A 13,181-nucleotide genomic window follows, 5' to 3' on the forward strand; every position below is an offset into this window, starting at 1 on the left:
GCGTTCGGAAAGCCGAAAACGAGTCACTTCTTTGTCGAGAAATAGCTTTTTGCCTTGCATCTCCCTTCTACGACCCCGGGTTCTGCAACAGCCACGGTGATTCAAATAAACCGAAAATGCCCTTGTGCATTTTATAAATGGTCGTTTGCAACACATCCATCTTGACCGTTGCTTCTCACACCTTAATGTGCTGTGGTTTCCGTTTTCCGAGAGCACTCCAACCCGCCTACCACCGCGCCCGGCGTAGCTTTTCGGGCGCCAGCACCCGGATATTTTTCGGCGTCAATTCAATAAGCCCATCCGCTTTGAACTCGCTCAGCGTGCGAATCAGTGACTCGGGTGCGGTGCCCACCAGGGCGGCCATGTCGTCGCGCGAGAGCTGAATGCTGCCCTCGGCCCCGGCCTGCTCGTGCAGGCGGAGCAGCACATCGGCCACCCGGCGGCGGATGGAGCTGTAGGCCATGGCCAGCAACTGGGCTTCGCGCTCACGCACCCGGCCCGCCAGCAGGCGGATAAACTGCTGACCCACTGCGGCGTTGCGCAATAGGAGCTGCGTGAAATCGTCCTGCGGAATGTAAACAAGCTCTGCGTCGTCCACGGCCACGGCCGAGTCCGTGTGCGGGGTGTGGTCGAGCAGGGCCAGGTAGCCGAAGAACTCGCCAGGGCCGTAGAGGCCGGTAATCAGCTCCTTGCCGCCGTCGGTGGTTTTCACGGTTTTCACCCGGCCGGCCTGCACGAAGTATACCCGCGTGGGCTCGTCGCCTTCGAGGTACACGTCCTGCTTTTTGCGCACGGCGTGGACCTTGCGGTCCGCCGACAAGTCGGCGAGGTTGCCCACGGCGCGGGCGTCGTCCAGAAACTCGCCCAGGCCCTGCGTGGTGGGCGCGTATTCGGGCTTGAGGTGCTGGAAGCGGTTCAGCCGCCCGCCGATGGCGCTCAGCAGCTCGGCTTTGTCGAAGGGCTTGGTCAGGTAGTCGTCGGCGCCCAGGGCCATGCCGCGGCGCAGGTCGAGGCGCTCGGTTTTGGCGGTGAGGAAGATGAAGGGCACCCCCGCCAGCTGCGCGTGCTGGTTGAATATCTGGAGCACGCCGTAGCCGTCGAGCACGGGCATCATGATGTCGCAGACCACCAAATCGGGCTTGGTAGCCAGGGCCTGCGCTACGCCCAGCTGGCCGTTTTCGGCCGTGAGCACCGCGTAACCGGCCATTTCGAGCAGCTCGGCGGTGTTTTCGCGGATGATGACGTCGTCTTCAATCAGCAGAATCGTTTTCATAGGGAATGGTGAGGGTGACGGTGGTGCCCACGTTCAGCTCGCTGCGCAGGGCGATGGTGCCCCCCATCAGCTCTAAGTACTTGGCAATGATGTAGAGCCCGAGGCCGGTGCCGGGCACGGTGCTTACGTTGCGGGCCCGGAAAAACCGCTCGAACAGGTGTTCCTGGTCTTCGCGGGAAATGCCCACGCCGTGGTCCTGCACCGTGAGCGTGAGCTGTCCCGCCCGGCAAGCGGCCCGCACCTGCACCACGGCGTTTTCGCCCGAATACTTGATGGCATTGGACAGCAGGTTGACCAGAATTTTGCGCAGCAGTGAGGCATCGAGCCGGATAAGGCCGGCGCATTCCGTGGCGCACTCGATGCGCTGGCCGGCTTTGAGCAGGCCCTGCACGTCCACGACCGTCTCGCCCAGCAACCCCGGCATGTCCAGCGTGGCCGGGGTGGCTTCCACCCGGCCTTCCTCGATGCGGCCCACCGAGAGGAATTCTTCCAGGATGTCGTTCAGGTGCTTCACCGAGGAGCGGATGCGGTCGACGTGCTTCAACTGCTTGTCCTTCTGCGGCCCTTGCGCGTAGTCGGCAATCAGCTCGGCCGAGGTAAGCACGCCGGTCAGGGGCGTGCGGAACTCGTGCGAGGCCATGCTCACGAAGCGGGATTTCATTTCGCCCAATTCCTGCTCGGCCGCCAGGGCCTGCGTCAGCTCCTGGCCCCGCTTTTCCAGCTGGTCCAGGGTAATCATCAGGGCGTGGGTGCGGTCGGCTACCTTTTGCTCCAGGTCGGCGTTGAGGCGGGCTACGCGCTGGTGTTGGGCCACCAGCTCCTGGGCGGCATCGTGTTTGGCGGTGATGTCGAGCACGTAGGCCACTACGTACAGCTCCTCGTCGAGGTGAAAATAGCTCAGGCTGACTTCGACCGGAAAGTCGGTGCCGTCCAGGCGCTGGCCGCGCAGCACGCGGTGCTGGCCCATGCCGCGCACCTGCGGGTGGGCATTGAAGCTTTCGCGCAGCTGCTGGTGGTGCCGGCCGGCGGCGTTGGGCACCAGCACCTCGATGCGCTGGCCCAGCAGCTGGCCCGGCGCGTAGCCGAACTGCTGCTCGGCCAGCTGGTTGGCCGACACAATGCCGCCCGCCTGGTCGCACACGATGATGCCGATGGTGGCATTGGTCACCACCGCCTCGAAGCGCCGCACGCTGTGGGCCAGCTCGCGCTCGGCTTGCTGCAAGCGGCTCAACTCGGTGATGTGGATGAGGAAGTAGGGTTTTGGGCCGTCCAGGTAATACGTCAGCTCCAGGTAGGCGCGAAAGGCGTCGCCGGTGTGGCGGCGGACGTTGGCTTCCACGGCGTGGTGGCCTTCGCGGCGGGCCTGCTCGCACAGGGCCTCCCACTGCGCGCCGGTCCAGGGCGGGGTGCGCAGCGAGTGGTCGGGGTCGGCCAGAAACACGTCTTCCGATGGGTAGGCCAGCAGGCGCACGCCGGCCGGGTTCACCTGCGTAAACCAGCCCAGGGCCGGGTCGTAAATCCCGAAGAATTCCTTGGCCTGGTTGTAGAGCAGCTCGGTGAGGACGCTGGAAGAAGAGCTGGCGAGCATGGGAAAGAAGTAGGTGAACCGCAGCGTAGCCCCGGCCCCGGCAGCAGCCGGCGGCCCGGCAGCAGCCGGCGGCCCGGCAAGGTCGGCATTAGTAGGCATTAAGTAATTGGGCAGAAGCAAACGAGTAAAAGAACGTCATGCAGAGCGCCGCGAAGCATCTTTACCGCAATGGCAAAGCTGATTACTTGTGCGGTAAAGATGCTTCGCGGCGCTCTGCATGACGTGCTACGGAACACCTGATTACCTCTGCACACCTCCTTGTTATCCCTGCGTATGACAATTGTCAGTCCCCACCCTGATGGGCATCATACGGGCTGCTACCCCCGTTTGCTAATTTTGCCGCTACTGGTTTTCCCCGTGTCCAATGAATAACCTTTCCCCCGCGCCTCCGTTGCCTGCCGATGCCGCGACGCTGCTGGTGCTGCTGCCCCCCGTGGGCACGGCCCCGCAGGTGCGGGTGGCCACGCTGGCAGCCCTGGCGGCCTTGCAGCGGGAGTTGGGGGCAGACATCCGGGTGCTCACCGTCGACGAGCTGAGCCACCCCGTGGTGGTACGCAGCTTCCACGCCACCGATTTGCCGTGCTTCGTGCTCATGCGGCAGGGGGTGGAGCTGTGGCGGCAGGGCGGCTTGCCCGAGGGCGAGGGCATCGTGCCGCTGCTGCTAGGCAAGCTCGGGCCTAATGGGTTGGCCGTCGCCTAGCGGGCGGTTGTTTTTTGCAGGAAGACGTTGGTTTACGGGTTTATGAAGCAGGTTTTCTTTAAAACCGGAAACGGTGTGGCCCTTCGGTTAAATGGTTTACCGGCATCAGGCATCTATTCGTCGCCAATTTCGTTGGGAAGTAAGCAGAAGCGGGCCGGTGGGCTGCGTTTTCGCGGTCAGTTTCCTTCAGACCAAGTGGTTGCCTACGGCAGGCACGCGGGAGGTTGTCATTCAATTTCCTTGTCGTTGCCATGGGCCTCTATCACCTCATTTACGAAAGCCAGGCGCTCGTGCCGTTCGAACCGGCAGCGCTGACGGCCTTGTTGAAGCAGGCCCGCGCCCATAATCAGCAGGCGCACATCACGGGCCTGTTGCTGCACACGCCCGAAGGCCGGTTTTTTCAGATATTGGAGGGCGAGGATGCCGATGTCCGGCAGCTGTATTACCAGCACATCCTGTCCGACCCCCGTCACTACCAATGCCGGGTGCTTGGGGAAGGAAATTGCGCCGAACGCAGCTTCGCCGACTGGAGCATGGGCACCCGCGTTGCGCACGCCGCCGACCTGCACACCTTGCTGCAATCCAGCGCGTTGAATGCCCGTACGCGCCTGGGCCCGCGCCCCACCATCCGCCCCGAGCTGCTGGAGCTGCTGCTGAACTTTGTGGGAATGGCAGCCAACCAGTAACAGCCCCATCGCGCCGCTGCCGGAACGGCTTCAGTCCGGCAACGCGGCGCGCACCACCACGTAGCGCACCCCGTTGGCCCGCTCCAGAAAGGGCCACTCGAAAGCCAGGGTGCTGAAGACGGTAACTGTCATGGGCAGGCGAAAAGGAGATGGCGCAGAAGTCAATTAGAAATTGCCCGGATTCAGAGCCTACCCAACCAGACCGTCATGCTTCGGCTGCGCGGACGAAAGCTGAACAATGACCATTTTCCCTCCTTTTAGGCGCTATGCCAGCCATTTCCAGTTACGGATTTCGGGCATATCCTCGCCGTGGCGGGTGATGTAGAGCCTGTGCTCCACGAGCTTGTCCTTGAGCAGCTGCTTTAGGTAGGCTCCTTTGTTGCCCAACTGGGGCACGCGGTCGAGCACATCCAGCACCAGGTGGAACCGGTCGAGCTCGTTGAGCACGGTCATGTCGAAGGCCGTGGTGATGGTGCCTTCTTCCTTGTAGCCGCGCACATGCAGGTGCTGGTTGTTGGCGCGGTTGTAGGTGAGGCGATGCACCAGCCAGGGGTAGCCGTGGAAGGCAAAAATAACCGGCTTGTCGCGCGTAAACAGGGCGTCGTAGTCGGCATCGCTCAGGCCGTGGGAGTGCTCGGTGCTGCGCTGAAGCTTGAGCAGGTCCACCACGTTCACGACCCGGATTTTCAGTTCCGGCAGGTGCTCGCGCAGGATGGTGGCAGCGGCCAGGGTTTCGAGGGTGGGCACGTCGCCGCAGCAGGCCAGTACGGCGTCGGGCTCCTGGCCCTGGTCGGTGCTGGCCCAGGGCCACAGGCCGATGCCCTCGGTGCAGTGCTTCTGGGCCGCGTCGATGTTCAGCCACTGCGGGGCCGGGTGCTTGCCGGCCACGATGACGTTGACGTAGTGGCGGCTGCGCAGGCAGTGGTCCATCACCGAGAGCAAGCAGTTGGCATCGGGCGGCAGATACACGCGCACAATGCTGGCCTTCTTGTTGATGACGTGGTCGATAAACCCAGGGTCCTGGTGCGTGAAGCCGTTGTGGTCCTGCCGCCACACGGTGGAGGTGAGCAGGTAGTTGAGCGAGGCCAGCTGGCGCCGCCACGGTATTTCCAGCGTCAGCTTCAGCCACTTGGCGTGCTGGTTGAACATCGAGTCCACGATATGCACGAAGGCCTCGTAGCTGTTGAACAGCCCGTGCCGGCCCGTGAGTAGGTAGCCTTCGAGCCAGCCCTGGCATTGGTGCTCGCTCAGCATTTCGAGCACGCCGCCATCGGGGCTCAGAAATTCGTCGTTGGCTTCCGTGCCGGCATTCCATTGCCGGTCGGTGGCTTCAAATACGGCTTCCAGGCGGTTAGACAGTGTTTCATCAGGCCCGAAAACCCGGAAATTGCGCGGCTCCGCGTTCCGCCGCAGCACATCGCGCAGGAACTGGCCGACGGTGAACGTGTCGCTGGCTTCCACCTGGCCCGGCGCGGGCACCGCCACGGCGTAGTCGCAGAAATCGGGCAGGTGCAAGTCGCGCAGCAGCAGGCCGCCGTTGGCGTTCGGGTTGGCCCCCATACGGCGGTCGCCGGTGGGAGCCAGCTCGGCCAGCTCCGGCAGCAGCCGGCCCTCCGTGTCGAACAGCTCCTCGGGCCGGTAGCTGCGCAGCCAGCTTTCCAGTTGGGCCAGGTGCTCGGGCGGCGCACTGGCCGACACGGCCAGCGGCACCTGGTGGGCGCGGAACGTGCCTTCGTTGGGACGGCCGTCCACCTCTTTCGGGCCGGTCCAGCCTTTCGGCGATTTCAGCACCAGCATGGGCCAGCGGGGGCGGGTGAGGTCGCCGGTTTCGCGGGCATGCTCCTGGATGGCCAGGATGTCGGCCACGGCTTCGTCGAGGGCCGCCGCCATGGCTTGGTGCATCAGCGCGGGCTCGTGGCCTTCCACGTAGTAGGGCGTCCAGCCGTAGCCGCGCAGCAGCTGGTCCAGCTCCTCGGGGGTAATGCGGGCCAGCACCGTGGGGTTGGAAATCTTGTAGCCGTTGAGGTGCAGGATGGGCAGCACCGCGCCGTCGCGGGCCGGGTTGAGGAACTTGTTGGAATGCCATGCGGTGGCCAGCGGGCCGGTTTCGGCCTCGCCGTCGCCAATTACGCAGGCCACAATTAGCTCTGGGTTATCAAACACGGCCCCGAAAGCGTGGCTCAGCGAGTAGCCCAGCTCGCCGCCCTCGTGCAGCGAGCCCGGCGTTTGCGGCCCCGCGTGGCTCGAAATGCCGCCCGGGAACGAGAACTGCGTAAACAACCGCTTCAGCCCATCCTCATCCTGGCCGATGTTCGGATACACCTCGCTGTAAGTGCCCTCCAGGTAGGTGCCGGCCACCACCGCCGGCCCGCCGTGGCCCGGCCCCGACAGGTAAATCATGTTCAGGTCGTGGGCTTTGATGACGCGATTGAGGTGGGTGTAGATGAAGTTCTGGCCCGGCGTGGTGCCCCAGTGGCCCAGCAGCATCTTTTTGATGTGCGCCAGGGTCAGCGGCTCGCGCAGCAGCGGGTTGTCGAGCAGGTATATCTGGCCCACCGAGAGGTAGTTAGCTGCCCGCCAGTAGGCGTTGATGCGGCGCAGCATTTCCGGCGAGAGCGGCGTGGCGGCGGGGGCTTCTAAAAGGGTTTCGGTTTGCATGGGGTTGAGTTTTTATTTATTTTCAGGGCGTTTAAGAATGACCTCAGAACGGTCATACTGAGCTTGTCGAAGCAGCTCTATCGCTTCGTTGCAAACGGTTCAGGCGAAGCGGTAGAGCTGCTTCGACAAGCTCAGCATGACGTTCAGGAACTCTTTCCTGTTAATGTTTTGACGCCAACAGCCGCCCCACCGTGCGGGCAATCATGCGTTCCTCGTCGGTGGGAATGATGCGGACCGTGACGCGGCTGGCCCCGCTGGAAATCACGCCGGCATGAGCCGCGTTGCGGGCCGCATCCAGCTCGATGCCCAGAAACTCCAGGCCCTCGCAGATGCGGGCCCGCACCTCGGCCGCGTGCTCGCCGATGCCGCCGGCAAACACCAGCGTATCCAGGCCGCCGAGCACGGCGGCAAAGGCCCCCATCCACTTGCGGGCCTGGTAGCAAAACAGCGCCACGGCTTCGGCCGCCCGCTCATCGGTGGCCTGGGCGGCCAGCAAATCCTGCATGTCGAAGCTGGTTTCGGACACGCCGAGCAGGCCCGATTCGTGGTGGATGAGGTGGTTGAGCTGCGGTGCGGTTAGCTTCTCGGTGGCCATCAGGTAGGCGGCCACGCCGGGGTCGAGGTCGCCCGGCCGGGTGCCCATCACCAGGCCGGCGGCCGGTGTGAAGCCCATGCTGGTATCGAGGCTGCGGCCATCACGCACGGCCGCCAGGCTGGCCCCGCTGCCCAAATGCGCCAGAATAACCCGGCCCTGCGCCGCTTCCGCGCCCGCCTGCCGGCCCAGCTCCTCCAGCAAATAGGCGTAAGACAGGCCGTGAAACCCATAGCGCCGAAGTCCCCGCGCCGCAAACCGGCGCGGCAGCGGCAGCAGCTGGGCCACGCGCGGCATGGTGCGGTGAAAAGCCGTGTCGAAGCAGGCAAATTGCGGCAGGCGCGGGTGGCGCTGGCGGATGGCTTCGATGAGGGCGATTTCGCCGGGTAGGTGGTCGGGGTCGAACGCGCTGATTTTCCGTAATTCCGCCAGCAGCGCCGGCGTGATTCGCTCCGGCTCCTGGTGTTCCAGCCCGTGTACCACCCGGTGCCCCACGGCCAGAATGGCGGGAAAGCCGGGCTGCGCTTCCAGCCAATCGAGCAAAAAAGCCACGGCGGCTGGCGAGTCAGTGGCGGCTACCGGGCAGGTGGTGGGCGGTTGGCGGCCATCGGCTACAGTGAGCGTGGTGCCGGGCAGGCCAATGCGGTTGAGGTGGCCGTGCAGGAACCGCTCGGAGGTTTCGCCCAAGTCATACACCGCGAATTTGATGCTCGACGAGCCGCCGTTGAGAACCAGCACGCGGGCTACAGCGGAAGGGGTTGCTGGTTGGCGGGCAGTGCGCGCAGCTTTCTGGCTCATAAACGGCGGACGAAAATGGAGCAGCAGCCGACTAAGCCGCAGCTGGAATAGTGCCTGATAGGGCTACCACAAGGGCACCGGGTGCGAATTGGTGGCGTGTTGCAGTTGTGCATCGGGCACGCCGGCGGTGCGCACGGCCAGCGTGCGGTGCAGCCCGCGTACGCCGCGCACGGCCAACGCAATTTCTTCGGCCCGCTGCTGCGAAAGCAGGCTGTTGGTGAACCCCGCTAGCTCCACAATCTCGGCGCGGGTCTGCACGGTAATCTCGTGCGCGCTCAGCCCTTTCTTCGTGGCGAGGAGCGTTTCAATGGCCGTAGTGATGTCAGCATCAGCCACGCATTCGGCGGGCGTGTCGGGCATTATCCGTTGAGCATTTTGCATGGGAAGAAGGAATAGTGGGTGGGAGGCAGTGTCCGGGACGGGGAGGAGGGAAGTATAGGGCAAAAGTCCTCCCCAGCCCGCAGCCCTGACATGACACTCCCCGCTGCCGTCCATGACTTTTGTCAGGTCCGCCCCGCCCCACTCCACGCGCTCCGGGCGTTCATGGTCGCGCAGCTCCGGCCGCTAGCGCCGGGGAGCCAAACAGGGCCCGGCGCGGCGCACCTCGTGCGGCTGGGGCTGGCTGGTGGGCGCATTCAGCTTTGCTCGGCAGCTGTGCATCCTTTCCCTCGCGGCGAAACAGGTGCGCGGCTACCTCCACCTCACAATGGGACTATACCCCACAGCCCCCCTCTCCGCAGGAGAGGGGGGCTGTGGGGTATAGTCCCATTGTGAGGTGACGGGTAGGCCAACGCTACAGCGTCACCCCGCCTGTCAGCCGGATATCCCGCGACGAGCTGCCCACCAGCACATCGAACTTGCCCGGCTCCAGCACCCAGCTTTTCTTGGCTTCGTCGTAATACTGAAACGCGCCGGCATCCAGTGCCACGGTCACGGTTTTGGATTCACCGGGCTTCAAAAACACTTTCTCGAAACCTTTCAGCTCCTTTTCGGGGCGCTTCACACTGGCTTTTTCGTCCTTCACGTACACCTGCACCACCTCGGCCCCGGCTACTTTGCCGGTGTTGGTCACGGTCAGCTTCACGGTGGCGCTTTTGGTGCTGGGGGCTACGGTGAGGGCGCTGTATTTGAAGGTGGTGTAGCTCAGGCCGTGGCCGAAGGCGTATTGCGGGGCCACGTTGTAGGTGTCGTAATAGCGGTAGCCCACCCAGATGTCGTCCTTATAGGTCTGTTTCAGGGGTTCGCCGGGGGTGCTGGGGTACTCGCCCAGCTTCATGGCGGGGGCATCTTCCAGCTTCACGGGGAAAGTGAAGGGCAGCTTGCCCGACGGGTTCACGTCGCCGAACAGGACGTGCGCCAGCGCGTTGCCGCCTTCCATGCCGGGGTACCAGGCTTCGAGCACGGCCTTGGCCTGGCCGGCCCAGGCCGCTACCTCAATCGGCCCGCCGCCGAGCAGCACCACCACCGTGTTGGGGTTGGCGGCCTGCAGGGCCTGCACCAGCTCGTCCTGGCCAAAGGGCATCTTCAGGTCGGGCTTGTCGGTGCCTTCCGCATCGTAGGCGTTGTCGCTCCACTTGGTATAGTCGTAGCCGTGGAAGGAGCCCCCCACGTAAATCACCACGTCGGCGGCTTTGGCGGCGGCCACGGCCTCGGCCATTAGCTTGGGGTCGGCCTTCTGGTCGCGGGCAATGGTGTAACCGGGACTGAAGGTGACGGTGGCCCCGCTGCCCAGCGCGTTCTTAATGCCCTGCAAGGGCGTAATCTCATAGCTGGCCTTGAGCTGGGCGCTGCCGCCGCCGCCAGCATTTTCGCGGGTGGCGTTGGCCCCGATAATAGCCACCGTTTTCACCGTCTTTTTCAGGGGCAGAATGCCATCGTTTTTCAGCAGCACGATGCCTTCCTCGGCCACTTTCAGGGCCGTGGCCTGGTGCTCCTTGGTGTTGTAGGAGCCCGGCTGGCGCTTAGTGCCACCCAGCATATGTGTGGCAAACTCCACCCGCAGAATGCGGCGCACTTTCTCATCGAGTAGGGGCAGCAGCTTGGGGTCTTTTTTGATGGCTTCCAATGCGGGGTCCGCCAGGAAAAAGCGGTTGTAGAGGCTTTTACTGCTGCCATTCACCAAGTCGGGCTGGCCGGTTTCGCCCGAAGCCGTGGCGCTCTGGTCGAGGCCCTTGCTCATCAGCACCAGGTCGGTGCCCATTTCGAGGTCGGTGCCGTTGCGCAGAGCTTCCTCCGTGGAATGCACCGAGCCCCAGTCGCTTATTACAAGTCCCTTGAATCCCCATTCACCCTTCAGAATGGTGTTCATCAGGTAGGCGTTTTCGGTGGCGTAGGTGCCCCGAAACTTATTGTACGAGCCCATGAGCGAGTACACGCCGCCCTGCTGCACGGCGGCCCGGAAGCCCGGCAGGTAGATTTCGCGCAGGGCCCGCTCGCTCACGTTCACGTCAATGTCGTCGCGGTGCGTTTCCTGATTGTTCAGGGCGTAGTGCTTCACGCAGGCCGACACGCCCTGCGCCTGCACGCCCTTGATGTAGCCAACCACCATGCGCGATACCAAGTACGGGTCCTCGCTCAGGTACTCGAAGTTGCGCCCGTTCAGCGGGGCGCGCACGATGTTGATGCCGGGGCCCAAAATCATGTCTTTGCCCCGGGCACTAGCTTCCTGGCCCAGCACGGCGCCGTAGGCGTAGCCCAGGGCCGGATTCCAGGTGGCGGCCAGGGTGTTGTTGGTGGGCATGTAGGTGCCGGCGTCTTTGGCATCTTTCACGCCGCGCCAGTCGCGGCCCTGCTCGGGGCGCACGCCGTGGGGGCCGTCGGAGGTCATCAGCTCGGGGATGCCCAGGCGGGCAATGCCGCCCGAGGCAAAGGCCGAATTGGCATGGATCATCTTGATTTTCTCTTCCAGCGTCATCTGCTTGAGGAGGGCATCAATTTTGGCGTCGTTGGCTGTGAGGGCGGCCTGTTGGTTGGCCGCTGCGGTGGCAACGGGCATGCGCTGCGCCGCCGCCGGGCCAACCGCCGCGAGCGTAGAAAAAGCAGCCCCCAGGAAAACCGGGAAGCGTGAGAATTTGTGGGGCATGAGCGGGGTGTGAGAACGTGAAGGCGGGCGGTGGCTGCTGCTCGCCGCACGGATGTAAAGGAGGGTTGGGATTACCTGAAAAAACTTCCCCGGCCAGCCGATTTGCTGTTCCCACCACTTGGCGGCTGGCCGGTTCGGTTTTTTGAATGATTTTCTACAGCGGTTTCCAAAGCGAAGCCTTGTGCTGGGGTATCGTACCCCAAGCTTAATAGCCCGTATTCTGCGTCAGGTTCCGGTTCACATCGCGCTCAACCTGCGGAATCGGCAGCAAATCGTTGAACGGCTTGATGCCTTTGGCCAGCAGGTTAGGGTTGTTGGTCAGCGTCTTGGTGCGCTTCAGGTCATACCAGCGGTCCATCTCGAAGGCCAACTCGTAGCGGCGCTCCTTCAGCACGGTGGCCTGGCTGGTATTGGTGGCCGGGGGCAGGCCGGCACGGGTCCGTACGGCGTTGAGGGCCGCCAGCGCGCCGGTACCGCCGGCCTCGGCCTTAATCAGGTACACATCGGCGAGGCGTAGGATGGGCACATTCAGGGGCGAATCCCAGATGGTAGACAACGTGCCGGCGTAGAATTTGCGCACGTTAAAGCCGTTGGGGTCGCCCTCCAGCTTGGCGGGCTGCACCTGCACGTTCCCTTTGTCATCCTTGGGGCCGTCCGTGTATAAGTCGCCGGGCACGAACATCGTCACGGCCTTACGCAGGTCGCCGGCCTCGTAGCCATCGGCAAATTCCTTCTCCGGGATGTTGAAGCCGTAGCCCCCGCTGCTCACCACGTAGGGGCTGCCGAAAAAGCGTGCGCCCCAGAACTCGTTGATAGCCGAGCCCGGCCCCTCCAGAATGTAGCCATTGAGACCACTTTTAAACTGCACCTCGAACAGCGATTCCTTGCCATTCTCGTTTTCCAGCTTGAAGTTGTCGCCGTAGTTGGCCCACAGCCCTTTGCCATCGGCCAGGGCCGCGGTAATGGTTAAGTCCGCCTGGCTGGCAGCATTGGTCATGTCGCCCTGCGTGAGATACACTTTCGCCAGCATGCCCATCGCCGAGAGCTTGCTGGCCCGGCCCTTGTCATCGTCCGAATAGGTAGAGGGCAGCGGCAGGTTCTTGATGGCCTCGGTCAGGTCGGTTATAATCTGCGCGTAGACCTTCGCCGCCGGTTCGCGGCTCACGCTGGCGGCGGCGGCGGAGCTTGCGGCGGGTGCCAGCACCAGGGGCACGTCGCCGTAGGCCCGCACCAGATAGAAGTAGTACAGGGCCCGCAGAAACTGGGCCTCGCCTAGGCACCGGCTCTTGATGGCCCCGTCTATCGCCGTAATGTTTGGTACGTGCAGCAGGACCTGGTTGGCGGCCCCGATGCCCAGGTAGGCCCGCTGAAAGTGGTCGGTGATGACGGGGTTGCTGGGCGGAATCGTGTAGTTGTCCAGCTGCTGAAACTCGATGCCATCGGCCGCGCCGCCGCCGCCCACGTAGGAGTTGTCGGCCATGATGTCCATCATCCAGAGCGAGTGGTTGACCATGCCGGCCTGTTGCAGCTGGGCATAAGCCGCGTTCGTGGCCTGAATGGCATCGGTCTGGGTGGTGTAAAACGTCTCCGTCGAGGCCGCATTGCGCGGCGTCAGCTCCAGGTAGTCTTTGGTGCAGCTGGTGCCGAGCAGTCCCAACGTGAGCAGCATCGTGCCCAGGACTTGCTTTTTGAAAAATAAAGGGTTCATCAACTTGGTAAGTTAAGAGTCAGAAATGAGAAAAGGGGTAGTGGCAAAGGGTTGATGATTAGCGCCAAAGCGAAAAGGCGTTACACGCATCAGCAA

Annotated in this window: 9 protein-coding genes; 2 read left to right on the forward strand and 7 right to left on the reverse strand. The window is 63.4% G+C overall.

Annotated features, from left to right (window positions below; translation table 11 throughout):
* Nucleotides 1-226: 226 nt before the first annotated feature.
* The gene (locus ACVWYF_RS00005) at nucleotides 227-1,273 is read right to left on the reverse strand and encodes a response regulator (RefSeq protein WP_457063477.1); all 1,047 of its coding nucleotides are present in this window, start codon (nucleotides 1,271-1,273) and stop codon (nucleotides 227-229) included.
* Nucleotides 1,251-2,960, reverse strand: coding sequence for a PAS domain-containing sensor histidine kinase (locus ACVWYF_RS00010; protein WP_457063478.1), 1,710 nt, complete (start codon nucleotides 2,958-2,960; stop codon nucleotides 1,251-1,253). Before ACVWYF_RS00010 ends, ACVWYF_RS00005 begins: the two co-directional genes overlap by 23 nt.
* 265 nt (nucleotides 2,961-3,225) lie before the next feature.
* Between ACVWYF_RS00010 and ACVWYF_RS00015 the strand changes: the two genes are divergently transcribed.
* Nucleotides 3,226-3,561, forward strand: a complete 336-nt coding sequence (locus ACVWYF_RS00015; RefSeq protein ID WP_457063479.1) for a thioredoxin family protein — start codon at nucleotides 3,226-3,228, stop codon at nucleotides 3,559-3,561.
* 251 nt (nucleotides 3,562-3,812) lie between these two features.
* Nucleotides 3,813-4,247 (forward strand): BLUF domain-containing protein, encoded by a 435-nt coding sequence (locus tag ACVWYF_RS00020; RefSeq protein ID WP_457063480.1) that lies wholly within the window; start codon nucleotides 3,813-3,815, stop codon nucleotides 4,245-4,247.
* Nucleotides 4,248-4,511: 264 nt separating this feature from the next.
* Here ACVWYF_RS00020 and ACVWYF_RS00025 read toward each other — a convergent pair whose 3' ends face one another.
* The 5 genes from ACVWYF_RS00025 to ACVWYF_RS00045 form a co-directional block, all read right to left on the reverse strand.
* Nucleotides 4,512-6,905, reverse strand: a complete 2,394-nt coding sequence (locus ACVWYF_RS00025; RefSeq protein WP_457063481.1) for a phosphoketolase family protein — start codon at nucleotides 6,903-6,905, stop codon at nucleotides 4,512-4,514.
* A 160-nt stretch (nucleotides 6,906-7,065) separates the two neighbouring features.
* Nucleotides 7,066-8,295: an acetate/propionate family kinase gene (locus tag ACVWYF_RS00030; protein WP_457063482.1), complete on the reverse strand. Its 1,230-nt coding sequence runs from the start codon at nucleotides 8,293-8,295 to the stop codon at nucleotides 7,066-7,068.
* Nucleotides 8,296-8,358: 63 nt separating this feature from the next.
* A complete protein-coding gene (locus ACVWYF_RS00035; protein ID WP_457063483.1) occupies nucleotides 8,359-8,676 on the reverse strand; it encodes a BON domain-containing protein in 318 nt (105 codons plus the stop codon).
* A 412-nt stretch (nucleotides 8,677-9,088) separates the two neighbouring features.
* Nucleotides 9,089-11,377 carry a glycoside hydrolase family 3 C-terminal domain-containing protein gene (locus ACVWYF_RS00040; RefSeq protein ID WP_457063484.1) on the reverse strand — a complete coding sequence of 763 codons (2,289 nt, stop codon included), beginning with the start codon at nucleotides 11,375-11,377 and terminating at the stop codon, nucleotides 9,089-9,091.
* Between the two features lie 205 nt (nucleotides 11,378-11,582).
* Nucleotides 11,583-13,085 (reverse strand): RagB/SusD family nutrient uptake outer membrane protein, encoded by a 1,503-nt coding sequence (locus ACVWYF_RS00045; RefSeq protein ID WP_457063485.1) that lies wholly within the window; start codon nucleotides 13,083-13,085, stop codon nucleotides 11,583-11,585.
* Between the last annotated feature and the right edge of the window lie 96 nt (nucleotides 13,086-13,181).

This window comes from Hymenobacter sp. UYAg731 (assembly GCF_054061335.1).